Annotated in this window: 28 protein-coding genes and 1 pseudogene; 16 read left to right on the forward strand and 13 right to left on the reverse strand. The window is 67.7% G+C overall.

Annotated features, from left to right (window positions below):
• Nucleotides 1–6 precede the first annotated feature (6 nt).
• Together H8N03_RS05200 and H8N03_RS05205 are read left to right on the forward strand one after the other, a co-directional pair.
• On the forward strand, nt 7–516 hold the full coding sequence (locus H8N03_RS05200; RefSeq protein WP_187075033.1) for a DUF3592 domain-containing protein: 510 nt from the start codon (nt 7–9) through the stop codon (nt 514–516).
• Complete coding sequence (locus tag H8N03_RS05205; protein WP_187075034.1) at nt 513–1022, forward strand: P-loop nucleotide/nucleoside kinase family protein; 510 nt, start codon at nt 513–515, stop codon at nt 1020–1022. The genes H8N03_RS05200 and H8N03_RS05205 overlap by 4 nt, the downstream gene beginning before the upstream one ends.
• Before the next feature lie 457 nt (nt 1023–1479).
• Here the strand turns inward: H8N03_RS05205 and H8N03_RS05210 are convergent, their stop codons facing one another.
• From H8N03_RS05210 to H8N03_RS05225, 4 genes are all read right to left on the reverse strand, one after another.
• A complete protein-coding gene (locus H8N03_RS05210; RefSeq protein WP_187075035.1) occupies nt 1480–2439 on the reverse strand; it encodes a hypothetical protein in 960 nt (319 codons plus the stop codon).
• A gap of 735 nt (nt 2440–3174) precedes the next feature.
• A complete protein-coding gene (locus H8N03_RS05215; RefSeq protein WP_187075036.1) occupies nt 3175–5001 on the reverse strand; it encodes a hypothetical protein in 1827 nt (608 codons plus the stop codon).
• Nucleotides 4998–5492, reverse strand: coding sequence for an ABC-three component system middle component 2 (locus H8N03_RS05220; RefSeq protein ID WP_255428034.1), 495 nt, complete (start codon nt 5490–5492; stop codon nt 4998–5000). The genes H8N03_RS05215 and H8N03_RS05220 overlap by 4 nt, the downstream gene beginning before the upstream one ends.
• Nucleotides 5480–6496 (reverse strand): ABC-three component system protein, encoded by a 1017-nt coding sequence (locus tag H8N03_RS05225; protein WP_354005075.1) that lies wholly within the window; start codon nt 6494–6496, stop codon nt 5480–5482. Before H8N03_RS05225 ends, H8N03_RS05220 begins: the two co-directional genes overlap by 13 nt.
• Nucleotides 6497–7186: 690 nt before the next feature.
• Here H8N03_RS05225 and H8N03_RS05230 point away from each other — a divergent pair.
• The 4 genes from H8N03_RS05230 to H8N03_RS05245 all read left to right on the forward strand — a co-directional run bounded on the left by H8N03_RS05230 (nt 7187) and on the right by H8N03_RS05245 (nt 11285).
• Complete coding sequence (locus H8N03_RS05230; RefSeq protein WP_187075037.1) at nt 7187–8161, forward strand: pentapeptide repeat-containing protein; 975 nt, start codon at nt 7187–7189, stop codon at nt 8159–8161.
• A gap of 153 nt (nt 8162–8314) precedes the next feature.
• Nucleotides 8315–8794, forward strand: coding sequence for a VOC family protein (locus H8N03_RS05235; RefSeq protein ID WP_187075038.1), 480 nt, complete (start codon nt 8315–8317; stop codon nt 8792–8794).
• Nucleotides 8795–8814: 20 nt separating this feature from the next.
• The gene (locus H8N03_RS05240) at nt 8815–9210 is read left to right on the forward strand and encodes a YciI family protein (protein WP_187075039.1); all 396 of its coding nucleotides are present in this window, start codon (nt 8815–8817) and stop codon (nt 9208–9210) included.
• Nucleotides 9211–9272: 62 nt separating this feature from the next.
• Entirely contained in the window at nt 9273–11285 is a 2013-nt protein-coding gene (locus H8N03_RS05245; protein ID WP_187075040.1) for a hypothetical protein, read from the forward strand.
• 6 nt (nt 11286–11291) lie between these two features.
• Here H8N03_RS05245 and yghU read toward each other — a convergent pair whose 3' ends face one another.
• Entirely contained in the window at nt 11292–12158 is an 867-nt protein-coding gene (gene yghU, locus H8N03_RS05250; protein WP_187075041.1) for a glutathione-dependent disulfide-bond oxidoreductase, read from the reverse strand.
• Between the two features lie 33 nt (nt 12159–12191).
• Here yghU and H8N03_RS05255 point away from each other — a divergent pair, with 33 nt between their 5' ends.
• Entirely contained in the window at nt 12192–13580 is a 1389-nt protein-coding gene (locus H8N03_RS05255) for an FAD-dependent oxidoreductase (protein ID WP_187075042.1), read from the forward strand.
• 13 nt (nt 13581–13593) lie between these two features.
• On the opposite strand, the gene H8N03_RS05260 is transcribed toward H8N03_RS05255, so the two are convergent.
• From H8N03_RS05260 to H8N03_RS05270, 3 genes are all read right to left on the reverse strand, one after another.
• On the reverse strand, nt 13594–15750 hold the full coding sequence (locus H8N03_RS05260) for a DUF6351 family protein (RefSeq protein ID WP_187075043.1): 2157 nt from the start codon (nt 15748–15750) through the stop codon (nt 13594–13596).
• A 448-nt stretch (nt 15751–16198) separates the two neighbouring features.
• Complete coding sequence (locus H8N03_RS05265; protein WP_187075044.1) at nt 16199–17260, reverse strand: hypothetical protein; 1062 nt, start codon at nt 17258–17260, stop codon at nt 16199–16201.
• 49 nt (nt 17261–17309) lie between these two features.
• Nucleotides 17310–18590, reverse strand: coding sequence for a M24 family metallopeptidase (locus H8N03_RS05270; protein WP_187075045.1), 1281 nt, complete (start codon nt 18588–18590; stop codon nt 17310–17312).
• Between the two features lie 95 nt (nt 18591–18685).
• Here H8N03_RS05270 and H8N03_RS05275 point away from each other — a divergent pair, with 95 nt between their 5' ends.
• The 4 genes from H8N03_RS05275 (at nt 18686) to H8N03_RS05290 (ending at nt 20154) form a co-directional block, all read left to right on the forward strand.
• Nucleotides 18686–19180: a GNAT family N-acetyltransferase gene (locus H8N03_RS05275; RefSeq protein ID WP_187075046.1), complete on the forward strand. Its 495-nt coding sequence runs from the start codon at nt 18686–18688 to the stop codon at nt 19178–19180.
• Nucleotides 19181–19254: 74 nt separating this feature from the next.
• The gene (locus tag H8N03_RS05280) at nt 19255–19488 is read left to right on the forward strand and encodes a DUF2630 family protein (protein ID WP_187075047.1); all 234 of its coding nucleotides are present in this window, start codon (nt 19255–19257) and stop codon (nt 19486–19488) included.
• 83 nt (nt 19489–19571) lie between these two features.
• A complete protein-coding gene (locus H8N03_RS05285) occupies nt 19572–19841 on the forward strand; it encodes a hypothetical protein (protein ID WP_187075048.1) in 270 nt (89 codons plus the stop codon).
• A 16-nt stretch (nt 19842–19857) separates the two neighbouring features.
• A complete protein-coding gene (locus H8N03_RS05290; protein ID WP_255428035.1) occupies nt 19858–20154 on the forward strand; it encodes a hypothetical protein in 297 nt (98 codons plus the stop codon).
• Here H8N03_RS05290 and H8N03_RS05295 read toward each other — a convergent pair.
• Nucleotides 20088–20291 carry a hypothetical protein gene (locus tag H8N03_RS05295; RefSeq protein ID WP_187075049.1) on the reverse strand — a complete coding sequence of 68 codons (204 nt, stop codon included), beginning with the start codon at nt 20289–20291 and terminating at the stop codon, nt 20088–20090. The two genes, H8N03_RS05290 and H8N03_RS05295, sit on opposite strands and share 67 nt — an antisense overlap.
• Nucleotides 20292–20485: 194 nt before the next feature.
• On the opposite strand from H8N03_RS05295, the gene H8N03_RS05300 reads away from it, so the two are divergent.
• Nucleotides 20486–21424, forward strand: coding sequence for a Tim44 domain-containing protein (locus H8N03_RS05300; RefSeq protein ID WP_187075050.1), 939 nt, complete (start codon nt 20486–20488; stop codon nt 21422–21424).
• 41 nt (nt 21425–21465) lie between these two features.
• The gene (locus H8N03_RS05305) at nt 21466–22377 is read left to right on the forward strand and encodes a LysR family transcriptional regulator (protein ID WP_187075051.1); all 912 of its coding nucleotides are present in this window, start codon (nt 21466–21468) and stop codon (nt 22375–22377) included.
• Here H8N03_RS05305 and H8N03_RS26185 read toward each other — a convergent pair.
• Nucleotides 22340–22919: pseudogene (locus H8N03_RS26185) on the reverse strand (ABC transporter substrate-binding protein). The gene H8N03_RS05305 and the pseudogene H8N03_RS26185 overlap by 38 nt on opposite strands.
• Here H8N03_RS26185 and H8N03_RS26190 point away from each other — a divergent pair.
• A complete protein-coding gene (locus H8N03_RS26190; protein ID WP_255428036.1) occupies nt 22905–23381 on the forward strand; it encodes a hypothetical protein in 477 nt (158 codons plus the stop codon). The pseudogene H8N03_RS26185 and the gene H8N03_RS26190 sit on opposite strands and share 15 nt — an antisense overlap.
• 51 nt (nt 23382–23432) lie before the next feature.
• On the opposite strand, the gene H8N03_RS05315 is transcribed toward H8N03_RS26190, so the two are convergent.
• Nucleotides 23433–23651 (reverse strand): DUF6494 family protein, encoded by a 219-nt coding sequence (locus H8N03_RS05315; protein ID WP_187075052.1) that lies wholly within the window; start codon nt 23649–23651, stop codon nt 23433–23435.
• A 179-nt stretch (nt 23652–23830) separates the two neighbouring features.
• On the opposite strand from H8N03_RS05315, the gene H8N03_RS05320 reads away from it, so the two are divergent.
• Entirely contained in the window at nt 23831–24187 is a 357-nt protein-coding gene (locus H8N03_RS05320) for a DUF4148 domain-containing protein (protein ID WP_187075053.1), read from the forward strand.
• A gap of 98 nt (nt 24188–24285) precedes the next feature.
• The gene (locus H8N03_RS05325) at nt 24286–25725 is read left to right on the forward strand and encodes an NAD-dependent succinate-semialdehyde dehydrogenase (RefSeq protein ID WP_187075054.1); all 1440 of its coding nucleotides are present in this window, start codon (nt 24286–24288) and stop codon (nt 25723–25725) included.
• A gap of 153 nt (nt 25726–25878) precedes the next feature.
• Here the strand turns inward: H8N03_RS05325 and H8N03_RS05330 are convergent, their stop codons facing one another.
• Nucleotides 25879–26190 (reverse strand): GNAT family N-acetyltransferase, encoded by a 312-nt coding sequence (locus H8N03_RS05330; RefSeq protein ID WP_187075055.1) that lies wholly within the window; start codon nt 26188–26190, stop codon nt 25879–25881.
• On the reverse strand, nt 26187–26621 hold the full coding sequence (locus H8N03_RS05335) for a DUF1810 domain-containing protein (RefSeq protein WP_187075056.1): 435 nt from the start codon (nt 26619–26621) through the stop codon (nt 26187–26189). Before H8N03_RS05335 ends, H8N03_RS05330 begins: the two co-directional genes overlap by 4 nt.
• Nucleotides 26622–26661: the final 40 nt, after the last annotated feature.

A 26661-nucleotide genomic window follows, 5' to 3' on the forward strand; every position in this document is an offset into this window, starting at 1 on the left:
CGGCTGATGAATGAAACCATGCGGATGAACACAGCCTCGATCCACGTTTGGGGGCAACGCTTTGCCCGGTCCTTGCCCTGGATCCAGTTGGCGACCGGCCTGGTGCTGCTGGCGCTGGGTGCGTACCTCGGCCGGGTCCCCTTCGAGTTGCTGCGCAGCGGTGAAAGCGCGATGGGGCGCGTGGTTCGCTTCGACGCGATCTCCGCGGCGTCGAGCGCGCCCTCCGGCATCCGGGCGTCGTCCACGTCGTTCTATCCCGTGGTCGCTTTCGAGGCGGATGGCCGCAGGGTGGAGTTTCGCGATCGGTTCGGCTCCGCGTCGGCTGCCGGCGTGAACGACAGCGTGGCGGTCCTGTTCCTGCCGCGTGCGCCCGAGACCGCCATGATCCATCGACCCGTCCGGATCTGGATGCCGTGGGCGCCGACGCTGGTGGTCGGCGCCTTCCTGGTCATGGTGGGCCTCATTGGCGCGTGGCGCGGGTCCGATCCGGCGCGCTGCAAGAAGGATGCTCGATGAATGCTTCACCACCCACGGCAGGGCCGGCCTGCCTCCACTTGTTCTGTGGCAAGGCGGGGGCGGGCAAGAGCACATTGGCCGCGACTGTCGCTGCTTCCGCAGGCGCTGTCCTGATCTCGGAAGACGTGTGGCTGGCCAGGCTGTACGGCGACCAGATGCATACGTTCGAGGTCTACAGGCGGTGCTCGCTGCGGCTGCGCTCCGTGGTACAGCCCCTGGCCGTGGACCTGCTGCGTGGAGGCCGCAGCGTGGTCCTGGATTTCCCCGCCAACACGCGCGCGTCCCGCGCCTGGCTGCGCGCGGTGATCGACGAGGCGGGCGCAGGCCACGTCCTGCATTTCATCGACAGTGCGGACGCGGTCTGCCTGGAAAGGATCGAGAAGCGAAACGTGGAGCGCCCGGAGGGATCGCACCACCTCACGCAGGAGCAGTTCGCGTACATCTCGTCCTTCTTCGAGCCGCCGGGGGAGGAGGAGGGGTTCGAGGTGAGGCGGTATGCGGGATAGGGTGGCTGGAGGGGCTGCGCGCTCGTCTGCGCCTTGCCCCGGACGTAGCGCAAGGTGGGTGGCTTGGGGTGGGAGCAACCGTCACGCCGCTATTGCGCCGGTAGAACCTTCAGGCCCGATGCAGGGGCGGTGAATAGCCGCGTCAGACTGAGGGCGGACGGTGGGCTGGCGCGTCCCAGTGTCGGCGGTTGCCGGTCTCCGACATTGGACGACAGGCCTGACGAGCGATCGCGATTGGCCGGAAGCAGCCCTCGTGTCCTCGACGCGCAGCACCTGCTGGCCAGCTTGGTCGAGAATTTCGAGTTGTAGCTCCGATTTCTCATGACATCGCACACCATGAAGTGCAGGTTCGTAGTCATCGACTCAGCCTCAACGCGGTCGCGATGTGTCTGATCCGGAAAGACAATCTCAGCCTATCCGCCGTACTTGGCTGCTCAGGTTCGCAGGTGACTCTGCTCTATCTAAGTGGAGGAAAAGCTGACGTCGTTGGAGGGATGAAAATGCAATTAAAGTCTGCTATATCCCGCACCAGTGGTTCCCTAGCCATCAACTGAGCCCGTATCAGCTCGGACTGCGCCGATCGTTCGGCGTTCAAAGCGTCGCACCATTCCGGCTCCTTATACGGGACGAAAATGTCTTGGCCGGAAAACCACTGGACCTTCACGCGATTCGCATAAATAGCGGGGATGTTGGTGGTGTTCGTTATGCAGGTTGCAAACCCGGCCTCGAGCTTTGGCGCGAACTCCGAATGAACGCTAGCGCGCTCAGCCCCCGCCCTCCAAGCTCGGTCCATATCCGCCGACAACTCCCGAACAGGACTTCTCGTGAGACAGCCCTGAGCGGCCGCCATGAACTCCTGGTCATATAACCCAATGAGTTCCCAAGCAAGATAATCCCAACGCACTGAGCACCGACGAGGTCCATCAAGCCAGATCCCATCCGAAGTCCACCGGTTGGGCCGTGGGGCTGGCCGGAATCCGACAAAGATATAGCTCGTTGGGCTTCTTCGCCCATTCCATGCAACCTGGCAGCCATTGAGTGCAGGAAACATGTAGGCGAGCGGGGCAGTCTCGAGATGCTGGTAGGACTTCTTGGGCGGCTCAAGGAACTTGGCCAGCGTGTCCGCAATGCATTTGGTGTAGGTGGCGTAGTTCGCGCTATTCGTTTGCTGGCCATCAACCGTCTGCAGCGCGGAACCGATCGTACCGGCAGAAGCACCGATGCTGCCGGCTAATACCCCCTTCCGCCAGTCCCTCAAGGCCGCCGAGATACTAGCCGAGGCGCTGTACTGCTGACCAGCCGCGCAAAGTTTGATGATGCTATCAATCTGGCCTTCACTCGGAACAGCCTGGGCATATGCTGCCGCTTGTGAAAGCGCGCTGCCGAGGAGAACACACACGAAGCGGAGATGCTGCATTAGATACTCCTTCGCGCCAGATCGCGTCTTTGCAATTTTAGCGGGCATCGACGGCACCCGGTAGAAAACTCATGTCTTGTGCACCTCCGCAATGCAGAAGTTTGGCATCAAGAACTGCACGTTGAGATCTGGCGTGGACCCTTAGAGCAACTGCACGTCGAAATCTGGCGTGGATCGTTAGAGCATCACCGGCGGCTGCTTGCCAGCAACGACTGATTACTGGTGGATTTGGATGCAAAGAAGGCTGCAGGCCCATTGGCATCGAGCAGCGCGTAGCGACGCTGCATAGTCCTCCCAATTGAGGGCGGATGCGAGTCCCGACCGAGCAAGGAACCTATGTCATTTCTTTTGGGTACAGCAATGGTTGCTTCGACCTCTTTGGCGTAGTTCGCGGCGGCTCCACAGGTGGTGACTTAGTGACCGCAAGAGACCGGAGACTGTTCACTGGGCAACCGTAGGTGAACGACCGCACCGGCTGCGAGGCGGACTGTGTCCTGGGGACCGCTTGAGACCGGGGACGGTCGTCAGGATTCGGCCGCCCGATGACAGCTGTGACCATTAGCTGACGTTCGCCAATGCGCGGCGAACGAGCGCGATTGGCAGGAGCGGGGTGAGCAGATTTGCTTGACCGATGCCGCTTGGCGCGCCCGGTACCGGCCAACAGATCCCGTGGCTGGAGGACGAATCAAGCGTCGTGCTGTGAATGAGCGGCACAGGCTTGTCCAGCCGCCGTGATTAAGGCGTGAAACCGCCAGCGGCCTTCTGAACTCCAGGGTAGAAGCCACGGCGACCATCCTCGTCGCCATCGCCCACAAATTCGAGTGGGTCTAGCAAAGTCTTGGAGTCGTCTTTGATCTCTTGATTCTCCAGAATCACGAGCTGACCAGGACCTCGCCACTGCGCTAGCCAGGCGTAGAAGCGGTCCGTGACGGTGGACACGGCGACGTCCCGCTGCTCTTTACTTTTGGGGTCCGCATACGACTTGAGCGGCGAATCGATGACGACGAAACCAAGGTGCGGGTACTCCTTTGCCACGGCATGCTCCATGACGGCGATTGTTAGAGCGGCCAAGAAGATTGCGCGCTTGCCAGCGCCAAAATCCAGGCGAGCGCGACCGTCAAGGACTAGGTCGCAAGTGTCTGTGTCAAGCAGCACCGATTCGATGCTAGTAAAGCCCCATGCGTGCAGGTAGTGTTTCGCGAGTGCGGCAACCTCGGCTGCCGCGGCACCGACGTTGCGGCTCAGTGGAATCTTTTTTTGCTTCTTGGCGTTCGTCAGCCTTGCATGCTCAGCCACGAGCTGTGCTTCCTCGTCAAATTTGGCAAGCTGTTCTGAAAGGGCGCTGCGACGGACCGCTAGCGACTTAGGATCGCCGGAGAACTCGTAGCGGGTTTCGTTGACTCGCGCCTTCTCGGTTGCCTCAAGCTCGCTCAGTTCCGCCCGAAGACTCTCCACCATCTGCGTCATGCGAGCGGCACGATTACGTTCGCGCGCAAGTGCAAGGGCGAGCCCTTCCTGCAATACAACAATCTTGTCAAGTTCGGCCTTCAAGGCCCTTCGGTACCCATCCTGAGCGCCCGACCTCAGTTGCCTCGGGTCGACCTGCGCCTGTGCTGAAGTACCGCACAAGGGACAGGAGACCTCCTCGAGCGCCTGGAACATGGCGACACCTTCCCATGTGGCACCAAGACGCTCGCTGTCACTCTTGTACTTAGCATCGAGCAGGTTGAACCGTTCGATCATCGACAGGCAGTGGCTTCGTTCACGCTCGGCCGCTTGCACTTCCGCGCTCTTCTTGAGAATCTCGTCGCGAACTCCTTTGAGCGCGCTGGCGCGAGCCTCGTAGTGGCTCGTCATCGCATTCAGTGCGACGTCTACACGCTCGAGAGCGTCAGCAACAGCTCCCTTGGTTGCATTCTGTGGTAGATCAGCCCGCACACGTCGCAGAACTTCCTCTACACCAAGAATTTGGCCCGCAAGCCGGTCTAACTCCTTCGAGGTCTTGACCAGTTCGACGGCGGAGTCATCGGTGCCCGTAAGAAACATGTGGAAGGCCGCGACTCGCTGGGTTGCGTTAGCGACCGGACCGGCTGTCGCGTCTTCGCTGATCATGGTCGGTTGGGACAACAAGCACCAGTGACGCAGATCGCCGCCAGTGACAAGGCCGCGCTTCGAGCGCGACCTGAGAAGCTGCTTGCCGGCAGCCCCGGCATGGCGGACGAGGAAGTCTCCGATCTCTTCTTCGAGCACCTCCGTCGTAGGCGTGCCGTCCTCACCCGAGGCTAGCTTGACTAAGGTCGAGTCCCCTCCCGAATGAGCGCGACGTACTTCGTAACTTCCGTCATCCACCTCGAGCTTCAGGGTGAGCAAGTCGTAGCCGAACGCCTCAGGAATCTTCTTAGGCAGCTTGTCGCCACCGAGCAAGTACCAGAGACAGTCACGGATGTACGACTTGCCTGTGTCACTCGGGCCGCGGACAAGCATGGCTGGATCACGGAAATTGACCCGCGCTTCAGGCTTATCGGGGCCAGTCGCAACCAGCGAGACGAGCTTGACTGTCATAACAGGTAGGGCTGCTTCACGGTTTCCACTTCCGCGCCCCAGAGGTGCCCACTTTCGGCAAACAGGGCGAGAAGCTCATTCGAGCTGGCCTTGCCGAAACGTTCGGCGACCCAGACGCAACGCTCCTGTAAGTCCCGCCAGTACTTAGAAGACAACGAACCAACCATGGTGAAGCTGCTCGCGCCCGCGATGTATGTCATGCCTTGATCGTCGAGGACAACATCGACTAAGCCACGCGTGCTCATGAGGTATAAGCCCTGTTCGATCCGCTCCCGTCGGCTGAACAGCTCGCCGTTCCGGTACGGAACCGGCGTATGGAGGCTGACAGGGCCGCCCACATCCTGCGAATAAACGATCGCATAGTCGAGCAGTACCAGCTTCTGTAGATCCGCGCCTTTTGGCCTAAGCGCGAACAGTAGGTAGACCATACGCAACCCCAGTTCGAATGGGGTGTTGAACAGCTCCGGCTGTTTTCGATTCATCGAACCCATGTCAGCTGCTTCTCGTTGACGAGGTGATGACAGGTACCAGGGAGATCGCCGCCGCGCAGTCGAGTATGCAGAACACTATCGGTCAGAGTGAGCGCCTGTGCCGCATCGACAGCGGCGTCGTGTCGCTGAAGGCCGGACTTCAGGAGCGGGCTTTTCACTTTCAGCCTGACGCCGGTCAAGACCATATCCAGTAGCTTCTTGAACTCATCCTCGACGTAGATGTCGCGGCTGAATCTCTTGAGACCCTCGGCCGCATAGAAAGCTTCGCGAGCCGCAGCGAGATGCTCGCGATATTCCTCGTCTGCGAGCACTTGCGGCAAGGTCATGGGCACGCCCTCGGCTTCCGCGTAAGCCCGGATAAGTTCGGAGATATAGGTCATCTCATGAGCTTCGGCTTGGGCCGGAACGGACGGATCGTCGCCACGTTCCGGCTCTATCCCGAACAGCTTGCAGTAAGCATTGGCATCCTCTGCATACCAAGCCAAGAGATCCACAACCTGGCATTCCTCGAACCGCTTGAAGTCGAAGGCGTTGATGAACGCCTCCATCTCCGACGTCAGCTTGGCGGCGTTGAGGCCATGGGTACCGGCCTTCCAGGCGGTGAGTAGGCTTGTGCGCAAGTTGTCGGGGCTGGCGAGGAGATCGTGCAACTCCGGACCCACGTTCTTCGGCGCACAGAAGTAGTACTTTCTTGGCACGGGAAAGCTCTTGGCCAGTAGGTGGCCGAAGAACTTCACGAGCTCAGGGTAGGCGTTACCCGGCGTTAGACGCTGCTCATAGTGCTTGGCCTGATAGAGGTCCCAACCATCCGCCACCAACGCGGCCTGAAGGCGAGCCTCCACGTCACGGCCCTTGTCACCTGCGTTCCCGAGGACCTTGACCGAGACGTACTTGGCGGTGTGGATCGTTCTCTGGCGACAGGCAGCTGCGATGAACTCTTCCCATTCCTTGTCCGAAATCGTGTGCAAGAACACGGACGGGGGTACCGTGCCGCGCTTGACCACGAGCCTGTTGGTCTTGGGCTTCCTAAGCTTCGGGGGAGCGGAGGCATTTCCGCCCTTGCCACCTTGGGGAGGCGTCAGTTCGCCAGCTTGTCCTTGCGTACCCGATGTCCCCGGTGATCCGTTCTCCGCCATGCGCTCGTATGCCCCCCTGAGGCAGTTGGTGGAAGAGCTTTGATTTGCGACGCATTCTTACAGAAGTCGCCGGAGTGTCCAAGGCTGCCGCTCGAACTCGGTTCGTCCCCCGCCGCAAGGCACGGTCGCAGGGTGTTCCCGTGCGGGCTGGCAAACCGCGCGAACATGCCTGGCGGCGGCTCCCGACAGGGCGTCCGCCCCACGGAGGATTCTCCATGTCGCCTGGATTGGGAAAAATGGGAGCTCACTCGCAGGGTAGCTTTCGACCCCCTGGCGTTGTTCGCGCTGCTACAGGTCAAGACGGCCGAATGTCCGCAATGGGCCACAGACCGTGAGCTGGACGTCCACCGTCGACCGACCGCCGCCGCCGCAAAGCAGTCCTCCTCGTCGGCCATTAGTAGCGACAGCCAGAGGCCGTTGCCGCCCCAGTTGCAACCGAGCGGAAGTCAACCCCCGGCCAGATGCGCCCACTCAGCTTGAGGATGCACCGGAAATCCCCAGCCGACTGCAGATGCAAAATCCCCAGCCTGCCTGCCCCGCCCCTCGGAGACCGCATCCATGCCAACCGACATCCCACCGGATCTCGAAGCGCGCTTCCTGGAGCAGGAGCACCGGATCGTCCGCGTGGTCCAGAACTTCTTCGACCGCACGAAGTGGCCCGCGGACGACCCGCGGCGCGCTGCCGCCAGGAACGCGTTGCTGTGGCGGGTGCTCGCGCCGGGGACCGCCGCCGTCGCTGCCGGCGGCATCGTGGCTGTTGCCACGCTCCTGGTGCTGGTGTGGCAGACCTCGCTGATTGCCGACCAGAACGAGTTCTTCAAGGAGCAGAACCAGAAGCTCCAGCAGCAGATCGATTTGCAGAGCGAGCAAGACGCCAGCCGCCGCCGCACGGAGATCATCGCGACGCTGTACGAGACGCAGATGGGAAACTTCGGCAGCCTGGTACCGCGTTCGAATCCGCGCACCCGGGCCGAAGCGGTCCTGGAGTTCGTGCAACTGGAACGATCGCGCATCGAGAAACTCAGGAAACGCGTGCCTGCATACCAGGCGGAGCTGAGCCTGACCCAAGGCAGGCTCGACGGCCTCAACCTGGACAATTCGGAGTTCCAGGGCATCGTGCTGACAGGCACGTTCCTGCAGAACACCTCGTTCAGCGGGAGCAATCTTGCGCGTGCCGATCTGCGCGCGGCGCAGTTCGACAGCACTTCGTTTCTCGGCGCTGATCTGCGCGAAGCCAACCTCGAAGGCACCAATCTCCTGCAGTCCTCGTTTGCCCGGGCGGACCTGCGCAACGCGAACCTCGGGTCCGCGAGCGTCAGGGGGTGCGAGTTCCTCGGCGCCGACCTGCGGGGCGCTCTGCTGACCGGGCTTCGCCACATCGGGCAGTCGGCTGGCTTTCGCTACGCGAACGTGGCAAAGGCGAAGGGCCTGACGGAGGCCGCCAGGAGCCAGTTGCTGGCGGCCGGCGCGGTCGAGATCGAACTGGATTCCGAATGGGCCGCATTCAAGAGCGCCAGGCTCCCGTCCAGGTAGGAGCCCCCTGTCCAGGGCTGCTTCCGGCCAGGCATCGGGGATCGAGGGAAAACCCTCCACTCCCCGTGTCGATTTCCTGGGACCTCCTTCGTCGTCATGACGGGCGAGCACACCGCCCGCATGCCCATGAATGACCCCCTTGGAGAAACCCCCATGCCCAGCAAGAACACCATCTGCCTCTGGTACAACCGCGACGCGCTGGAAGCCGCGCAGTTCTACGCGAAGACCTTTCCCGACAGTTCCGTCGGCGCCGTGTACCGGGCGCCGGGCGACTTCCCCTCGGGGAAGGAGGGCGACCTCCTGACGGTGGAGTTCACCGTCATGGGCGTTCCCTGCATCGGGCTCAACGGCGGGCCGGTGTTCCAGCACAACGAGGCGTTCTCGTTCCAGGTGGCGACCGACGACCAGGCGGAGACCGATCGGCTGTGGAACGCGATCGTCGGCAACGGCGGGCAGGAGAGCGCCTGCGGCTGGTGCAAGGACAAGTGGGGCGTGTCGTGGCAGATCACGCCGCGCGCACTCACGGCGGCCATCGCCGATCCCGATCGCGCCGCGGCGAAGCGTGCGTTCGAGGCCATGATGGAGATGACCAAGATCGACATCGCCCGGATCGAGGCCGCCCGCAGGGGCTGAGGACAGGAGGACGAACCAGGATGCCGACGACTTCTTCCACCAACGAATACCTGCTGCTGTCGCGGGGGCAGTGGGACGCCGGCAAGTCGTCCGCCGAAGTGCAGGCGGCCATCGACGCCTTCTATGCGTGGCACGCGGGGCTGGTCGCGCAAGGGAAGTTCCGGCCCGGCCAGCGCCTGGCCAAGGGCGCGAAGCTCGTCACGCGCACGGGGATCATGGACGGGCCATTCACCGAAGCCAAGGAGGTGATCGGCGGGTACTGGTTCATCCTGGCGGGCAGCCTCGAAGAGGCCGCGCGGATCGCGGCGGACAATCCCTGCCTCGCCTGCGGCCTGGTCTTCGAGATCCGCCCGATCGAGCCTGAGCAGGCGAGTGCCTGGCGCGAAGGGAACGAGACGCCGCCGACCTGGGGCTGAGCGCTTCGACGCACCGCAACACGTGCGTCGAGCGGGGCGGCTGCAGCAACTACAGTACCCCGATGCACCGATTTCCGGCCGCCCTCCTGCTCGCACTCTCCCTCGCCGCCCCTGCGGGCGCGCAACCGCAGGACCGGCCTCCCTTGCCGGAGCTGCTGCAGCGCGCTGGCGTCGCCCCCGGCAGCCGCGGCGCGCCCGACTTGTCCAGCCTCGACGCCTCCCCCACCCGCGACCAGCAACTCCCCTTGTTCCGCGCCGTGATGGCCGCGCCGCTCGATGCCCCGTACCGCGTCGGCATGCTTGCAGATTCCTTCCGCGGCGCGGTCGGTTCGCCGCGCGAACTGGTGGGCTGGGCGGGCGCACTCGGGGGCGTGCGCGTGGAGCGTCCGCCATTGGCCGCGATCGACGCTCGCCTGCGCGCCGCGCCCGACCCGCTGGCGGTCGGCCTGGCGTGGATGTCTGCGACGAAGACCGGCGCCGGCTGGGTTCCCGCATTGCCCGACCACGCACAACTGCCGAATCCCCTGCGTTACGAGCTCGCGCGCGTGCTCGCCGCCATGGCGCAGTCGCACGGCTTCCTGCAACGCGCGTTCGAGCGCCTGCCTCCGGGCGTGACGCCGCAGCTGCTGCGCCGGCAGGCCCTGCAAGGCCGGTTCGCGGAGTTCGAGACGCCGGACTACCGGAAGCTGGTGCCGCTCGTCGAGCGCGAAGCCCTTCTCGCCGGCATGCTCGATCTGGCGGGCGCGGTCGACCGCCTGCAGCGCTTCGTGAAGGGCGAGCCGGCGCTGCCCCGCGTCGCATGGTCGTTGCAGACGCCGTTCGGCGCGATCGTCGTCGACACGACCGGCCGCAACAACCGCCACCAGCTGAAGGACCCGCTGCTGGTGCTGGATGTGGGCGGCGACGACGAGTACGAATTCGAGGCGCCCAGCGACTCGCACACCATCAGCGTGCTCCTGGACCATCGCGGCAACGACAGGTATGCGACGGCCGCCTCCGGTGCGGACCCCTCGAGCACGACGCTCGGCTACGGCATCCTCTGGGATACCGAAGGCGACGACCGCTACCAGGGGACCGAACAGGCGCAGGCATCCGCGCTCTTCGGCGCGGCCTTGCTGGTCGACGGCGGCGGCAGCAACCGATTCGTCGCCAGCAGCCATTCGCAGGCCCAGGCGATTGCCGGCTTCGCGGTGCTGGCCAGTGCCGGCGGCGGCGACGACGCGTTCACCGCGCAGACCCACTCGCAGGCGACGGGCGGGCCGCGCGGTGTCGCGGTGCTGGTCGACGCCGGGGGCAACGATCGCTACACGCTGGACAACGCGCCGCTGGTGCGGCCTTCACCGCAGCTGCGCGATCGCAACACGTCGATGGGGCAGGGCGCCGGCTGGGGCATGCGCGGAGTGTTCTTCGACGGCCGCTCCACCGCCGGAGGCATCGGCCTGTTGCTGGACCTCGCGGGGAACGACCGCTACGAAGCGCAGGTCTTCGCGCAGGGCGTCGGCTACTACGAAGGCCTCGGCATGTTGCTGGACGACGGCGGCAACGACCGCTTCGAAGCGGCCTGGTACGCGATGGGCTCCGGCGTCCACGGCGCCGCGGGCATCCTGCTCAAGCGAGGCGCCGGCAACGACGCCTATCGCTCGACGCACGAGATGGTGCTCGGCTCCGGGAACGACCTGTCGGTCGGCGTGTTCGTGGACGAGGGCGGCGACGACGACTACACCGTCGGCCAGTTGAGCCTGGGCTCCGCGCACGGCAACAGCACCGGCCTCTTCGTCGACGGCGCGGGGAACGATCGCTACACCGTCGGGTCGCCCACATGCCGCGCGCTGGGCGTCGCGTACATGGCGGATTGGGGCAACGCGCGCGAGACCTTGCCCAGCCTCGGCCTCTTCATGGACCTGGGTGGTGGCGACATCTATCCGACGCATTGCGCGCGCGTGGCGAACGACAGCTTCTGGGCCGGCCCGCGCACGTGGCCCCAGCTCGACCTGCGCAGCGAGGCGGCAGCCGGCGCCGACGGTGAATGGCCGCTCCCCTTCGCGCTGCGGCTGCTCACGCGCCCCCTCAAGTGAGGGCGATCACGCGCCGGTCTTGTCCTGCGTCTTCGTCTCGAAGTCGCTGGCCGCGTGCCGCTCGTGCAGCTGGCTCGCGGGCTCGCCCCAGGTGCGGTTGACCATGCGGCCGCGCTGCGCACCCGGCCGCTGCGCGATCTCGTCCGTCCACCGCAGCACGTGGCGGTACTCCTGCACCTGCAGGAACTCGCCGGCGCCATAGAGCTGGCCCTTGGCGAGCGCGCCGTACCAAGGCCAGATCGCCATGTCGGCGATCGTGTATTCGTCGCCGGCGACGTACCGCGCTTCGGCCAGCCGCCGGTCCAGCACGTCCATCTGGCGCTTCACTTCCATCGCGTAGCGGTCGATCGCGTACTCGATCTTGCTGGGCGCGTATGCATAGAAGTGCCCGAAGCCCCCGCCGAGGAAAGGCGCGCTGCCCACCTGCCAGAACAGCCACGACAGGCACTCCGCGCGCGCCGCCGCGTCGCGCGGCAGGAAGGCGCCGAACTTCTCCGCGAGGTACACGAGGATGGCGCCGGACTCGAAGATGCGCACCGGCTGCGCACCGCTGCGGTCCATCATCGCGGGGATCTTGGAGTTCGGGTTCACCTCCACGAAGCCGCTGCCGAACTGCGCGCCTTCGCTGATCGGGATGAGCCAGGCGTCGTACTCGGCGCCGGCGTGTCCCAGCGCCAGCAGTTCCTCCAGCATCACCGTCACCTTCACGCCGTTGGGCGTGCCCAGCGAATACAGCTGCAGCGGGTGCCGCCCCACGGGCAGGTCCTTTTCGTGCGTCGGGCCGGCGACGGGACGGTTGATGCTGGCGAACTTTCCGCCGCTTTCCTTGTTCCAGGTCCAGACGGCGGGCGGGGTGTAGGCGGCTTCGGTCATGGCGGGCCAGTATAGGCACGCGATACTCGGCCCATGGGTGCATCCACGAAATCATTGGCGGCCGACGTGCTGGTGCTCGGCGGCGGCATGTCGGGCCTGTGCGCTGCACTGGCGGCCGCGGAGCAGGGCGCACGCGTGCTCGTGCTGGAAAAGGGCAATCGCTTCGGCGGGTCCATGGCCTTGTCGAACGGGATCGTCTGGTCGTTCAGTCGCAGCGAGGACGTGCGCGAGCGCCTGGCCGAAGGCGATGCGGCCCTGCAGGACCTCGTGGTGGAGCAACTGCCTTCCGGCCTGGACTGGCTGGTGGCGCACGGCGTGCAGCTGCAACCCACGCAGTACTACTTCGGCTACGGCCACGGGCGGCCGGCGAGCGGCCCGCAGATGGCCGCAGCGCTATGCGACGCGATCCGTGCGCGCGGTGGCGTGCTGGTGTCGTCGGCGGGCGTGCAGCAATTGCTCGTGCGGGATGGCGACGTCATCGGCGCACGCGCGTTCGGCGCGGAGGGCGTGATCGAGGCGACGTCGCGCTCGGTGGTGCTCGCCACCGGTGGCTTCCAGGGCAATGCCGAACTGCTGGCGCGCCACGTCAGCCCGCACGCGGAGCACATGTACCTGCGCGCCAACCCGTGGAGCACGGGCGACGGGCTGCTCGCGGCGCTGGACGCCGGCGCGGCGACCACGTCGGCGCTCGACACCTTCTACGGCCATGCCATGACGGCGCCGCCCGCACGCTTCGGCGCGGACCGGTTCCAGGAGATGAGCCACAAGTACGGGCCCATGGCGGTCGCGATCAACCTGCACGGGCGCCGCTTCGCGGACGAATCGGCCGGCACCGGCGAAGAGACGCTCAACATCGCCATCGCCCGCCAGCAGGACGCGACGGCGGCGTACGTGTTCGATGCCGCGACGGCGGACCGGCCGTACGAGGCGGGGCCGCTCGCGCGCGTGATCGTGGAACGTGCGCGCCAGGCGGGCGGCCCCGTGGTGCAGGCCGACACCCTGGAAGCACTTGCCGCACGGATGCAGGAGTGGGGCTTCCCGCCGCGCGAGGTGCTGCGCACCTTGCGCGAGTTCAATGCCGCCATGGAAGCCGGCGAAGGCGCGCTGCTGCATCCGCCGCGCCGTGGCGAGCCTTACGCGGTGACGAAGCCGCCGTTCACCGCGGCGCTGGTGCGCGCCGCGATCACCTTCACGTGCGGCGGGCTCAGCGTGGACCTCGACATGCGCGTCCTGCGCCGCGCCGCCTCGGTCTCGATGCTCCCGCTGGTGAAGGCGCCGGCCGACGAGCTGCAGGTGTCCGCCATCCCCGGCCTCTTCGCCGCTGGTTGCGACATCGGCGGCGTCTCCGGCCGGTCCTACATGGGCGGACTCGCGCAGGCGCTCGTCACGGGCCGCGTCGCAGGGACGCAGGCCGCGCGCTGAGCGCCTCGCGGTCTCATACGCCCGGCGCCCGCCCCTCGTCCGGCCGGCGGTAGTCGCACACGCCTTCCGGGAAGATCTTCGCCAGCCAGGCCTTCTGCGCCTCGGTGAAGGCCGTCGTGCCGTAGGTGCCGTCATGCAGGGCGGCGGGCAGCGGCTTCAGCGCGCACTTGAACATGTCGCCACGAAAGGAGTCCCCGGCCACCATGCGCGGGCTGGAGAGGATGGGGTAAGCCTGCGCGCAGGCGCCTTTCGCGCCGTCGTCGAGCACGCCCGCCCAGACGTCGTCACCCGCGGCGATGCGCGCACCGCCGGCGCCGAAGCACTGGTCCACGAAGCCGATGGCGGCGCGCTGCGCGTCCGTCTTCGGTGCGTCGGAGAGGTACTTGTCGAGGACGGCGAACGCCTCGTTCACGCGCGCGGGCAGGTCCTGCGGCGTATCGGCGAACCAGACCACCTGCCGCTTCCACGCGTGGCCGCCGTTGGCCTGCAGGCGCGCCCGCACGGAGAACGACTGGCGCGAGTTGTGCATGTCGAGCTTCGCCTCGAGGTAGGGCCGCAGGTCGATCATCGGGATGTCCAGCGTCTTGCCGGTGAAGACGTGGCCCGAGCTGTACGCGGCCCGCATCGCCCCGATGTCGCCGGACCGGCGCGGCGCCGGCGCATGCATGTCGGTGCGGCAGGTGGCGCTGCGGCGCATGTTGCGCGCGTCGAAGGGATCGTTGCGCGTGTCCCATTGCACGAAGTCGGGCTGCTCCTTCCAGCTGCCGGCGCACGCGTTGATGCGCAGGAACTCGTCGGCGGCGATCGCACCGCTGCGCAGCGCCGCCAGTCCGTACTGCACGCCCACGTTGTCCCAGGGGATGGGCGCGTAGCCTTGCGCGTCCGTGCCGTAGATGTTGGCCAAGTCGTTCCAGTGCGTCCACTTCACGCTGGCGAACGCGGCCAGGTTCCACCCGTAGCCGGCGGCGACCTGGAAGAAGCGCGGGTCGGTGAACATCGGGTTCAGCACCAGCGGCGCGGCGCTGCCCCAGCCCTTGATGCATTCGGACGAGCCTGGCGTGCGCGTGAGCGGGTTGATCTCCGTGTCGCTCGTCGCCAGCCCTTCGATCAACGAGCGGCGGCTCCACGTCGTCCAGGGCGATGCGGGATTGGCGCGCACGTCGTCCAGGAAGTACTGTTCCAGCAGGTTGCAGTCCGCGACGTAGATCGCCTGCGTGATCATGTCGGGATAGGACTGGATGGGAATGCCCGCATCGAACAGCCCCGGGTGGTTCTGCGAGTAGACGTACTGCTGCACGGCGCCGCCCGAGCCGCCGAGCGACACCGTGTACTTCGGCGCGCCGTAGGTCTGGACGAAGTGCTCCTTGACCTTCACCGCGGTCTCGCCCCCGAGCTGCAGGTTGTAGTGCACGCCGGTCTCGTTGCCGGAGGAGGCGGCCACCGCGTAGCCCTGCGCCAGCAGCGCCGGCACGATCACCTTCTCCTCGCTCCACAGGCCGCCGGTGAACATGGCCGTGCCCTGCTGGTGGCCGATGCCCACGCCGCCGCGCATGTAGTAGACGAGCTTGCGGTTCCAGGCCGTGTTGTCCAGGTCCTGCGGGGTCGCCGTCGTTTCCGGCTGCGGCGCGAGCATCGCGACGGCGTAGGCGAAGCGGTTGATCGTGCCCGCCTCGACGCGGATCACGAAAGGCCTGGCGACGCCGCCGACGCTGGTCATCTTCAGGTCCGCCGGGGGCGAAGTGAATTGCGTGGCCGGGTCGAAGCGCTTGAAGTCGCTGCCGTTCCAGTAGAAGTAGGCGAGCTGCGTCTTCACGCTGCACTGGCTGCTGTAGCCGACGACGCGGCTGTTGATGTTGCCCGGGATCTCGAACACCGGCTGGCCGATGCCGTCCTGGTTGTCCACCTCGGGCTGGCCGAGGTTGGATTCGAGCGTGCGGCAGATGAAGGGCTGCTGCTGCGGGCCGCTGTACGCGGTGGGCCCCGACGGCCCTTGTTCGCCCACCCAGAACTTCAGGCCTTCCAGCGAAACCTGTGGCTGGTGGCCGCGGCCACGCGCCTCGAGGGTGCTCGGCGCGCCGCTCGCAGCCGGAGGGGACGAACCGCCGCCGCAGGCGGCGAGCAGGGCGGAAAGGGCGAGCGGCCAGGCCGTCGCAAGGGAACGGATGCGCATCGAAGATCTCCTCCTGCGGCCGCTAGGGGGCGGCGCTGGGGCGGGATGTTGCGGGCCGCGTGCCGCGCTCGCAAAGGTGGATACCCGTAGAGCAGGGGCTGGGGGCCATCCGCCATCCGGACGAGGGCGCTGTGGCGGGATGGATGCTGCTCGGTGGGGTTCGCTGGCGCTCACCGGCCGCGGCTTCGCCGCGCCACCCTACACGCACCGGCCGCGGCTTCGCTGCGCCACCGCACACTCACGGGCCGCGGCTGCGCCGCGCCGCCCCACACTCACGGGCCGCGGCTTCGCCGCGCCACCCTACACGCACGGGCCGCGGCTTCGCCGCGCCACCCCACACTCACGGGCCGCGGCTTCGCCGCGCCACCCTGCACACACTTGAACGGCTTTGTAGGGTGGACGGCGGAACGCCGTGCCGGTGAGCGCCAGCGAACCCCACCGGGCAGCGTCAACCGAGATGCAGCGCCGACAGCTTCAAGGCCGGCACCGTCACCGCCAGCCGCAACTGCGTCCCTTCCACGAACACCCGCAGCGTCACGTCGCCCGCCACCTCGCGGCACCGTCCCTTCAACGCCCCGACGCGCGCCACCACGTTGCGCACCGACAGCCCCGCGATCTCCACGGTCAGCTCGCGCCCGACCGCCTTCGAGTGCAGCCGCACGGTGTTGCGACCCTCGCTGCTTCCTCCCATTTCCGCCTCCACCCCGGGCAGGGTGAGGTGCCCGTCCCCCAGCTGCACGTGCCCGGACACGGACGTGCGATCGAACAGCTGGCGTGCCGGGTCGGTCAGCCCCGCGGTGCCGTGGCCGCGGCCCTGGCGCAGCAGCCCTTCGAGGAAGGGCTGCAACTGCAGCTTGCCGCGCTGCGTCACCGCCCACGGGCCGAGCAGCGCGCCGCGTCGCTCGTATTCCACGCCCGCCACCGGCGTCGATGGGAACTGGTACAGGTAGCTGCGGCCGTTGGGCGCATCGACGTACACGCCCATGCGGCTCACGCCCATGCGCGAATCCGGCCCGACGTGCTCCACGCTCGCCTCGTTGAAGTCCACGCCCCCGTGGCGGATCGGGACCTTCACGTTCGCGTCGAACAGCAGGTGCGCGTCGACGATCTCGGCGCGGAGGGTGCCTTCAGCCGCGGCGAGCGGTGCGAGCGTCCATGCACAGGGATCCGCTTGGACGGCCGCTCTGGCAGCGGCGTCCGGCAGCGGGCCATCGACCTTCACGCCGGAGAGTTCGGCGCTGGCGGCCTCCACCCGTTCGATGCGGGGCCGGCCGCCTTCCACCCGCACCAGCAGCGCGACCTGGTGCAGCGCCAGCTGGCCCACCTCCACCACGAGCGGCCCGGACGCGATGCGCAGCGACGCCGCCTCCACCTTGCGGATCGCGATGCCGAGCGCGCCATCGTCCGTGAAGCGTGACGACAGGCCCTCGAACGTGACGCGATTGGCCGCGTCCCCTCCGGCCGATCCGAGGACGAAGTTCAGGAGGGAAGCGGCGAGCGCGGCGGCCATGGCGTCGCGGCCAATCTACCGCACATCGCGCGCGCCGGGGGGCGCTGCTTCAGGCGCGCGGGCCGCCGCCGATGCCGGACGCGCGTGTCTCGACGTGCACGCCGTGGATGGGGCCGGAGCGCATGCCCAGCGCGCGGCTCACGATGGCCGCCCGCACGCGATGCTTCAGCGAGTGCGTGCGCAAGGTGAGCGCCGCCAGCGAATCGGGCGCGGACGTGAGCGGCTGCACGCCGTCGTTCGTCACCAGGAAGGTGTCCGAGTGCCGGTAGCCGCCGACGCCCGTCTGGTACAGGCCCGGCTCGATGGAGATCACCATGTTCGCCGCGAGCACGTCCGTGCTGCCTTCCGCGATCCACGGCGGCTCGTGGTTGCCCAGGCCGAAGCCATGCCCGGTGCGGTGCAGCCGCAGCGACGGCGTCCAGCCCTTTTCCGCCAGGAAGCGGTTCACCTGCGCGTCGATGTCGTGGCAGGACGCGCCGGGGCGCGCGAGGCGCATCGCCAGCTGGCGCGCAGCCTGCATCAGTTCGAACCGTCCCTTCTCCTCCGCCGACGGCGGCGCCGTGAAGAAGGTGCGCTCGCATTCCGCGGCGTAGCCGTTCACGCGCGTCAGGGCGAGGGCCACGTGCGGGCCGCGCTCCAGCTTCATGCGCAGCGGCGGCACCGAATGCGGCTCCGCGGACAGCGGCGCCGGCCAGGGCGCGAAGATGCATTTGGTCGCGAGGGCGTCGAAGTCCGGCACTTCGCGGATCACCTTGCGTTGCCAGCCGGTCGTCGCGGCGAACACCTCCGCCACGCTGGCGCCGTCGTACGCCGCTTCGAGCATGCGGGCGATGCCCCAGTCCGCGTAGCGGGCCGCGCGCTTGATCTGCTCGATCTCCCACGGCGACTTGACCAGGCGGATCGGGCCGAGCACGTCCGCCAGCCTGCCCTTGGAACGGGTGAAGAGGTCCGCCACTTCGAAAGGGATGCCGGGTTCGAAGAGGAAGGAGCGATCGTCCAGCAGGGGCAGGATGCGGTCGGCCCAGCCTTCGCCGGCGGGCGCAGGGTATTCCCGGTAGGTGTGGATGCCGGCCGGCCGCACGCCCCAGGCTTTCTCCAGGTGCGTGCGCTCCAGCAGGGGAACGAGCAGGCGGTAGTCGGGGAGCACCGCGTCGACGATCAGGAAGACGGGTCGTTCGAGCGGCTCGTAGGTGGCGCCCGTGAGGTAGTAGATCGCTTCGGTCGACGAGAGCACCAGCCTGCGCACGCCCTTCTCGTGCAGGACCTGCTGCACGGCGGCGCGGCGGCGCGAGAACTCGTCCCCGTTCTCCTCGGGCCAGATGGAATGCATCGTGTCTACCCCCCTGTGGGCGCCCATGCTAGGGCAAGCAGGGCGCGGAGGGAAGACGCCCGATGGCCCGGGCTCCTAAACTCGCACTCGCCACCATGACCGATCCCGCCATCCACATCCGCCCCGCGACCGAGGAAGACGTCCCGCTGATCCTGGGCTTCATCCGCGAGCTCGCGATCTACGAGAAGGCCGAAAGCGAAGTGGTGGCCACCGAGGCGCACATCCGGAACTCGCTGTTCGGCGCGAACGCCGTGCCGCGCGCGCTGATCTGCCGCGTGGGCGAGGTCGACGCCGGCTTCGCGGTCTACTTCTTCAACTATTCGACCTGGCAGGGCCGGCGGGGCCTGTACCTGGAGGACCTGTACGTCTCCCCCGCGCACCGCCATGCCGGCGCCGGCAAGGCGATGCTGCGGCACCTGGCGCGCGTCGCCGTGGCCAACGGCTGCGGCCGCTTCGAATGGAGCGTGCTCGACTGGAACGAGCCGGCGATCCGCTTCTACCGCTCCATCGGCGCGGTGCCGCTGGACGAGTGGGTGCGGTACCGGCTCACCGGGGACGCGCTGGCGCAGTTCGCGGCCGGGTCGGAATGATGCGAAGCGCGTAGGCTGGGTTGCGTGAAGCGCACCCCGGCGCCAGAATGAACCGGCGAACTCCGGAGCCGGCCATGAACGACAAGGGCATCCTCGACCACATCAACGCGCTCATCGACGAGGAGCACAAGCTCCGCTCGGGGGCCGGCACGGCGCCCGAGCAGGCCACGCGGCTGAAGCACGTGGAAGAGGAGCTCGACCAGTGCTGGGACCTGCTGCGCCAGCGCCGCGCGAAGCGCGAATTCGGGCAGGACCCCGAGGGCGCGCAGCCGCGGGACATCGGCACGGTGGAGAACTACACCGGCTGAGCCGACGCATCGCGGCGCCCTCCTACGGCCGCGGCGTCTGCGCATCCTTAGATTGGCGGGTCACTTCCAGGAGGACCGAACGCATGCCCAACCCGAGAGACCGCATCAAGCAGACCGGCGACACCCACCTGCCCGACGTGGGCGAGGAGGGCGGCGGCGACGAAGACGTGTTGCGCTTCGAGCCCGCCGACACCAGCGAGACGCAGGAACAAGCGCGCGAGGCGGCCGCGCCCGCCATGGAAGCGGTTTCGTCCGCCGGCTACGTCGAAGCGGCACGCGAGCAGATCCGGCAACGGCCGGTGGTCGCCCTCGCGAGCGCCTTCGTGCTCGGCTACCTGTTCGCGCGGATCTGAAGTCCGCGCGCCGGACATGTCCGGAACCCTCGAGCCCCTGATCGTCGACCTGCTCGCGTGGGTCGCGCGGGGGCGACCGTACGCCGAGGTGATGGACGCCTGGCGCACCTCCTGCCCCCGCCTCCCGGTGTGGGAGGAGGCGAACCTGCGGGGCTTCCTGGACTGCGGCCAGGATGCGCAGGGCGTCCTGCAGGTGACGCTGACGGCCCGGGGCGCCGAACACCTGCGCGCTTCGGGCTTTCGTGGTCAGTGCAGCACCACCGCCCGCACCACCGGCCACGCGAACTCGTGGCCCACGACCACCCGCGCGTAGAGGTAGTTCAGGCGTGCCTGCTCCGGCAGCCCGTCCAGGTCGACGTGCCCTTCGGCATCGCAAGGGAAGCTGAGGGCGCGGCCCTGCAGGTGCAGGGCCTGGAACAGCAGTTCGTAGGCGGGTGGCGTGGCGTTCATGGCGGCCCTCCGTTCTGGTTTCCACAATGGCCGCGCGCGACCCCTGCGTCATCGGCCGATCGGAATACGCCGAGGGCGCAGGCGGTCCGGACTTCGGTTTTTCGGGAAGGACCGGCAGGAATCGTCTGCTTTTTCTTGGGGCTCGCCGCTGGTACCTTGCCCGGTCTGAACAAGACACCCTTCGAAGGATCACCATGAAACGAGCACTCGCCCTCCTGGCCGTCGTCGTGACGCTGGGGATGGCCGTCACCCTGGACGCGGAAGCCAAGCGCCTGGGCGGCGGCAAATCCAGCGGGATGCAGCGCCAGTCCGTCACCGCCCCGCCGAATTCGCCCGCGGGTGGCACCGCCACGCAAGGCGTTCCCGGCCAGGCCGCGCCCGCTGCAACGAGCGCCGCGACGGCCGGCGCCGCTGCCGCCGCCGCGCCCAAGCGCAGCTGGATGGGCCCGGTCGCCGGCCTCGCCGCGGGTCTCGGCATCGCCGCGCTCGCGTCGCACTTCGGCTTCGGCGAGGCGCTGGCCAACATGCTGACCATCGCGCTCGTCGTGATGGCCGTGCTGATGGTCGTCGGCTTCATCATGCGCAAGCGCGCGCAAGGCCAGGGCCCCGCGATGGCGGGTGCCGGCATGCCGCGCGGCGCGCAGGACGCGGGCATGTTCCGCAGCCCGCTGCAGCAGCAGCCGGCGCCGCAGTCCGGGTCGCTGATCGGCTCGCGCATCGGCGGCGGCATCGCCCCGGCCGCGACGGGCACCGGCACGGTCCCTGCGGACTTCGACACGGCCGCCTTCGTGCGCAACGCGAAATCGCAGTTCCTCGCGCTGCAATCCGCCAACGATGCGCAGGACCTCGACCGCCTGCGTGACTACCTCACGCCGGAGATGTTCGAAGCCGTGCGCTCGGAGATCGGCGAGCGCGATGCCGCCCCGCAGCAGACCGAAGTGTTCGGCCTCGAAGCGCAGGTGCTGGACGTCGCGGAAGAAGCGGATCGCTACATCGTCAGCGTGCGCTTCACCGGCAGCGTGCGCGACCAGCACGGCGCCGTGCCGGAAGACCTGGACGAGATCTGGCACCTGACGAAGCCGCGCACCGGCTTCGGCGGCTGGGTCGTCGCGGGCATCCAGCAGGCGTCCTGAGCGCCGGGGAGCTGTCAGGCACTGGAGGCACACTCCCGCCCATGGCAGCTCCCATCAACTACCGCCACCTGTATTACTTCTGGGTGGTGGCCAAGGAAGGCGGCATGGCGCGCGCCGCCGCCCGGCTGGACATGGCCGTGCAGACCGTGAGCGCGCAGGTGCGCGCCCTGGAGCAGTCGCTCGGCTACGCCTTGTTCCGCCCCGCCGGCCGCGGCATGGCGCTCACCGAAGCGGGTGTCGCCGCGATGGCGCAGGCCGACCAGATCTTCCAGCTCGGCGAACAGTTGCCCGCCCTGGTCCGCGAAGCGGCCACGGGGCAGGGGCTGCGGCTCGCGGTCGGCATGTCCGACGGACTGCCGAAGCTGGTCGTGCGCCACCTCCTGCAGCCCGTGGTCGACGAGACCGGCGTGCGGCTGCTGTGCCACGAAGACGAATTCGACCGCCTGCTCGGCGACCTGGCGCTGCACCGGCTCGACGCCGTGCTCTCCGATCGCGCCGCGCCGCCCAACCCCAACCTGCGCCTGTACAGCCATCCGCTCGGCGAAGCGCCGCTTGCGTGGTTCGCGCCCGCCGCGCTGGCGAAGAAGTGCACGAAGGATTTCCCGGCCTGCCTGGCCGACATGCCGGTGCTGCTGCCCACCGGCCACGCGGCCGTGCGGCCGCGGCTGGACCAGTGGTTCGAGCGCCAGGGCCTGCGCCCGCACGTGGCGGGCGAGTTCGAGGACAGCGCCTTGCTCGCGACCTTCGGCCGCAGCGGCATGGGCGCCTTCCCCGCGTCGCGCTGGTCGCGCGAGGAGCTGCTCGCCGACAAGGGCCTGCGCCTGCTGGGCGACACGCCGGAACTCGTCGAGCACTTCTACCTGATCTCGGCGGAGCGGCGCATCCAGCACCCGCTGCTGCAGAAGCTGCTGGCACCTACTGGATCGGCGTCCGCTGCCCGCCGCGGTAGCTGAAGAGCGTCGTCGCGGGGTTCTTCAGTTCCCCGTTCGGCTGGAACTGGATGCGGGCGGTCACGCCCTGGTAGTCCGTGCCGGCGAGCTGCGCCACGTAGTCTTTCGGGTCCGTGGAGCTGGCGCGCTTCATCGCGTCCACCAGCGGCCTTGTCGTTGGTGAACTGCGCGTCCACCACCTGCAGGCCTTTCGCCTGCGCCGTCTTGCGGAATACGTCCGCGACGCCTTGCCCGTAAGCGGTGCGGTCGTCGACCTCGGTGCCGGGGTCGCGGTGTACGCAGCCGAGACGCTGAAGCTGAAGACCGTAGCCATCGGCCTCGGCGGCGATCTCGAAGCGCACCGGCTTGCCGCCGATCTGCAGGTTCTGCGCATTGAGCTCGTCGATTGCCAGGCGCACGCCGTTCTCGTTGTCCTTGCCGTAGTGCGCCTGCGGGCCGGAGAGCGGCGCGACGTGGCCGATGCGCACGACCGTCGCGCCTGCCGGTGCAGGGTCGTCGCGCCGGCGCCGACTTTCTGCAATAGTCACCGCATGCTTCGCTGGCACCCGCTCGCCAACGCCGTGCTCGCGGCCGTCGCGCTCGGCGTGCTCGCTTCGCAATGCACGAGCACGCCGGACAGCGGCGCCCAGGCTGCGGGCCTGTCGTTCAGCACCGAGCAGACGGCCGAACTGCTGCCCGGCACCTGGCTGCGCGAATACGCGGAGCAGGGCGTGCGCGTGCGCCGGCTGCTCACGCTGGAGCCGAAAGGGGCGTTCCACGAGGAGGCGCGCGTGACCGATGCCAGCGGGCAGGTCACCCGCTTCGTGCACGAAGGCACGTGGCTCTACGACGGCACGAACCTCAAGCGCCGCTACACCCTCATGAACGGCAAGCCGCCGTCGCGGCTGAACGTGCCGTTCGCGACGTTCGAGATCGCGTTCGAGTCCAGCAACGCGTTCACGGGCGTGGACCACATCCACGCGCGGACCGTGCATTACCGGCGGGTGCCGGCGGGGACGGAGCCCTGACGGGCCCGGTGGGGTTCGCTGCGCTCACCTGCCCGGCTTGCGCCGGCCACCCTACGGCTCGCGGTCCTCCAGCCGGATCTCCCCATGGAAATGCGTGCGCAGGTTCAGCTGCGGGATCTCCAGCGTCATCGTGGCGGGAAAGGTCTCGGTGCCGGCGATGGCCCCTTCCTGCAGCGCGCGCGCGACCGCCTGCTCGATCTCGCGCTGCGAGCTCACTCCCACCATCTTCAGGAACTTGCGCAGGCTGATGTTGAACACTTCGTCGTTCATGGCGTGACTCCCGTTTCGTGGACGCGGATGCCCGCATTGTCCTCCCGCGGGCGGCTCATTCGCAGCTAAGGGAACCCTCAGAGTCGCCTAAACGGCGCTTCCTACAGTGCATGCACGGACGGCGCAGGAGCACCGCCCGGAACCGAAACCCCCGGACGCACCCACGAAAGGAAACCGCCATGAACGCCAAGCTGACCCTCTCCGCCCTGCTGCTCGCCGCCTTCGCCGGCAACGCGCTGGCCGACGACCCCACCGTCGTGAACGAGCACTTTGCCGGCACGAAGACCCGCGCGGAAGTGAACGCGGAACTCGCCACCTACAAGGCCATCGGCGTGAACCCCTGGTCCATGTCGTACCAGCCGCTGAAGTATTTCCAGAGCGCCACCACGCGCGAAGCCGTCGTCGCCGACTACCTGGCCTCCCGCGGCGAAGTCGGCGCGCTGACCGGCGAGGACAGCGGCTCCGCGTACCTGGCGCAGGCCCGCACCGTGATGCCCGTGCGCACGCTCGCCGGCACGCCGGCCAACGCGCAGTGACGCGCCAGGGGACGGGCCGCGAGGCTTCGTCCCCCTCCCGGAGCAGCGGGTTCCGGGCCATCGCATAATCCCTGCTGCTTTCCGCACAAGGGACCGCCATGACTTACCCCAACACGCAGCTCTTCATCAACGGCCAGTGGCAGGACGCCGCCGATGGCCGCTCGCTCGCCGTCTTCAATCCCGCCACCGGCAAGGAAATCGGCCGCGTTGCGCAGGCCTCCAAGGCCGACCTCGACAAGGCCCTGGAAGCCGCCCGGAAAGGCTTCGAGGTCTGGCGCGACATGGTTCCCGTGGAACGCGCGAAGATCATGCGCAAGGCCGCCGCGCTGATCCGCGAGCGGGCCGCCGAGATCGCGCCGCTGCTCACGCAGGAGCAGGGCAAGCCGCTGGTGGAAGCCAAGGGCGAGACCCTCGCGGCCGCCGACATGATCGAGTGGTACGCCGACGAAGGCCAGCGCGTCTACGGCCGCCTCGTGCCCTCGCGCTTCAAGCCCGAGATGCGCCAGATGGTGGTGAAGGACCCCGTGGGTCCGGTCGCCGCCTTCACGCCCTGGAACTTCCCGATCAACCAGGTGGTCCGCAAGGTCGGTCCCGCGCTGGCTGCCGGCTGCTCCATGCTGGTGAAGGCCGCCGAGGAAACCCCCGCCGGCCCCGCCGCCTTCATCAAGGCCTTCGCCGATGCGGGCCTGCCGCCCGGCGTGCTGGGCCTGGTGTACGGCAACCCCGCCGAGATCTCCGGCTACCTCATCCCGCATCCCGTGATCCGCAAGGTGACGTTCACCGGCTCCACCCCGGTGGGCAAGCAGCTCGCCGCGCTGGCGGGCCAGCACATGAAGCGCGTCACCATGGAACTGGGGGGCCACGCCCCGGTGATCGTCTGCGAGGACGCCGACATCCAGCTGGCGGTGAAGTCCGCCGGCGCGGCGAAGTTCCGCAACGCGGGCCAGGTCTGCATCTCGCCCACGCGCTTCCTGGTGCACGAGAGCATCAAGAACGAATTCGCGCAGGCGCTCGCGAAGTACGCGCAGGGCCTGAAGGTCGGCGACGGCCTGGCCGAAGGCACGCAGATGGGCCCGCTCGCGAACCCGCGCCGCGTGACGGCGATGGCCGAGCTCCACGAGGACGCGGTGAAGAAGGGCGCCACCGTGCTCACGGGCGGCAAGCGCATCGGCGACGCGGGCAACTTCTGGGAGCCCACCGTGCTGGTGGACGTGCCGCTGGAAGCCAGGGTGTTCAACGACGAGCCCTTCGGGCCGGTCGCGGGCATCCGCAGCTTCACCGACCTGAACGACGCGATCCAGGAAGCCAACCGCCTGTCCTTCGGCCTGGCCGGCTATGCGTTCACGAAGTCGCTGAAGAATGCCGACCTGCTGACGCGCCGCATCGAAGTCGGCATGCTGTGGATGAACATGCCCGCGATGCCGAACGCCGAGATGCCCTTCGGCGGCATCAAGGATTCGGGCTACGGCTCCGAGGGCGGCCCCGAGTCGCTGGAGGCGTACCTGAACGTGCGCTCGGTCGCGATCATGAACGTTTGAGGCGTTCGCGGTTCGAGGAAGAAGGCCCGGCTTGCCGGGCCTTTTTCGTGGGGGGCTTGCTGGGGTGCGCTTCGCGCAACCCAGCCTACGGGCGGTGGCGCAGACGGGTTCGTAGGCTGGGTTGCGCGAAGCGCACCCCAGCATTCCAGTCACTCACCGCACCACCAACTCCCCATACTCCTTCTCATGCCGCGCGACATACCCCGCCATGAACCGGCAACTGGGGATGACCTTGCTGCCGCGCGACTTCAGGTCGTCGAGGACGAAGGCCGCGAGCCGCGATCCCAATCCTTGCCCCTCGTACTTCGGATCCACCTCGGTGTGCGTCAGCCGCACCGCGTTGCCTTCCTTGCGGTACTGCGCCTGCCCGGCGAGCTCGTTGCCCACGCGCAGCTCGTAGCGCGCGTTGTCCTCGTCGTGCACGAAATGCGGCGTGCCACCCGCTGCCTGTTCCTGCTGTTTCATGCGCCCATGGTGCCGCAAAGCGCCACGGTGCGGGGGTCCGGCGCGCCGCCGTAGAAACGGTCGAGGCACTGCCGGAACAAGGGTTCGCCGGGATCCGCGAGCGAGAAGAGGGTGAGGCAGGAGCGTAACTTCAGGTCGTCGGGCGAGCCGAGGATGGCGTGCGCGGACCGTTGCGGCACCTGCAGCACCAGGCCGCAGCATTCCTTCAACCGGGGGCCCAGCACCGGGTGCGCGAGGTAGGCACGGGCTTCGTCCAGCGACGCGATGCCGAAGTGCTGCGCCGTGGCGCTCATGCCCAGCCCGCGCAGTTGCGGGAACACGAACCACATCCAGTGCGTGCGCTTGCGGCCCGCACGCAGTTCCGCGAGCACCTCATGCATCACGGGGGCTTGCGCGTCGACGAAGCGTGCGAGAGCGAAGGGATCGTCCATGCACCGCCAGCGTACGCCATGGCGTTCTGCCGTACAGATT

It is taken from the genome of Ramlibacter cellulosilyticus (assembly GCF_014297465.1).
Classification (GTDB): Bacteria; Pseudomonadota; Gammaproteobacteria; order Burkholderiales; family Burkholderiaceae_C; genus Ramlibacter; species Ramlibacter cellulosilyticus.

Excerpts from the sequence above, each read along its gene's own strand:
- H8N03_RS05200 (WP_187075033.1), top strand. The coding sequence starts at position 7 with ATGAATGAAACCATGCGGATGAACACAGCCTCGATCCACGTTTGGGGG.
- H8N03_RS05290 (WP_255428035.1), top strand. The coding sequence starts at position 19,858 with ATGTCCGGAACCCTCGAGCCCCTGATCGTCGACCTGCTCGCGTGGGTC.
- H8N03_RS05300 (WP_187075050.1), top strand. The coding sequence starts at position 20,486 with ATGAAACGAGCACTCGCCCTCCTGGCCGTCGTCGTGACGCTGGGGATG.
- H8N03_RS05210 (WP_187075035.1), bottom strand. The coding sequence starts at position 2,439 with ATGCAGCATCTCCGCTTCGTGTGTGTTCTCCTCGGCAGCGCGCTTTCA.
- H8N03_RS05220 (WP_255428034.1), bottom strand. The coding sequence starts at position 5,492 with ATGGGTTCGATGAATCGAAAACAGCCGGAGCTGTTCAACACCCCATTC.
- H8N03_RS05230 (WP_187075037.1), top strand. The coding sequence starts at position 7,187 with ATGCCAACCGACATCCCACCGGATCTCGAAGCGCGCTTCCTGGAGCAG.
- H8N03_RS05305 (WP_187075051.1), top strand. The coding sequence starts at position 21,466 with ATGGCAGCTCCCATCAACTACCGCCACCTGTATTACTTCTGGGTGGTG.
- H8N03_RS05270 (WP_187075045.1), bottom strand. The coding sequence starts at position 18,590 with ATGCATTCCATCTGGCCCGAGGAGAACGGGGACGAGTTCTCGCGCCGC.
- H8N03_RS05320 (WP_187075053.1), top strand. The coding sequence starts at position 23,831 with ATGAACGCCAAGCTGACCCTCTCCGCCCTGCTGCTCGCCGCCTTCGCC.
- H8N03_RS05330 (WP_187075055.1), bottom strand. The coding sequence starts at position 26,190 with ATGAAACAGCAGGAACAGGCAGCGGGTGGCACGCCGCATTTCGTGCAC.
- H8N03_RS05265 (WP_187075044.1), bottom strand. The coding sequence starts at position 17,260 with ATGGCCGCCGCGCTCGCCGCTTCCCTCCTGAACTTCGTCCTCGGATCG.
- H8N03_RS05260 (WP_187075043.1), bottom strand. The coding sequence starts at position 15,750 with ATGCGCATCCGTTCCCTTGCGACGGCCTGGCCGCTCGCCCTTTCCGCC.
- H8N03_RS05315 (WP_187075052.1), bottom strand. The coding sequence starts at position 23,651 with ATGAACGACGAAGTGTTCAACATCAGCCTGCGCAAGTTCCTGAAGATG.
- H8N03_RS05275 (WP_187075046.1), top strand. The coding sequence starts at position 18,686 with ATGACCGATCCCGCCATCCACATCCGCCCCGCGACCGAGGAAGACGTC.
- H8N03_RS05285 (WP_187075048.1), top strand. The coding sequence starts at position 19,572 with ATGCCCAACCCGAGAGACCGCATCAAGCAGACCGGCGACACCCACCTG.
- H8N03_RS05245 (WP_187075040.1), top strand. The coding sequence starts at position 9,273 with ATGCACCGATTTCCGGCCGCCCTCCTGCTCGCACTCTCCCTCGCCGCC.
- H8N03_RS05255 (WP_187075042.1), top strand. The coding sequence starts at position 12,192 with ATGGGTGCATCCACGAAATCATTGGCGGCCGACGTGCTGGTGCTCGGC.
- H8N03_RS05235 (WP_187075038.1), top strand. The coding sequence starts at position 8,315 with ATGCCCAGCAAGAACACCATCTGCCTCTGGTACAACCGCGACGCGCTG.
- H8N03_RS05240 (WP_187075039.1), top strand. The coding sequence starts at position 8,815 with ATGCCGACGACTTCTTCCACCAACGAATACCTGCTGCTGTCGCGGGGG.
- H8N03_RS26190 (WP_255428036.1), top strand. The coding sequence starts at position 22,905 with ATGCTTCGCTGGCACCCGCTCGCCAACGCCGTGCTCGCGGCCGTCGCG.
- H8N03_RS05205 (WP_187075034.1), top strand. The coding sequence starts at position 513 with ATGAATGCTTCACCACCCACGGCAGGGCCGGCCTGCCTCCACTTGTTC.
- H8N03_RS05280 (WP_187075047.1), top strand. The coding sequence starts at position 19,255 with ATGAACGACAAGGGCATCCTCGACCACATCAACGCGCTCATCGACGAG.
- H8N03_RS05325 (WP_187075054.1), top strand. The coding sequence starts at position 24,286 with ATGACTTACCCCAACACGCAGCTCTTCATCAACGGCCAGTGGCAGGAC.
- H8N03_RS05215 (WP_187075036.1), bottom strand. The coding sequence starts at position 5,001 with ATGACAGTCAAGCTCGTCTCGCTGGTTGCGACTGGCCCCGATAAGCCT.
- yghU (WP_187075041.1), bottom strand. The coding sequence starts at position 12,158 with ATGACCGAAGCCGCCTACACCCCGCCCGCCGTCTGGACCTGGAACAAG.
- H8N03_RS05335 (WP_187075056.1), bottom strand. The coding sequence starts at position 26,621 with ATGGACGATCCCTTCGCTCTCGCACGCTTCGTCGACGCGCAAGCCCCC.
- H8N03_RS05295 (WP_187075049.1), bottom strand. The coding sequence starts at position 20,291 with ATGAACGCCACGCCACCCGCCTACGAACTGCTGTTCCAGGCCCTGCAC.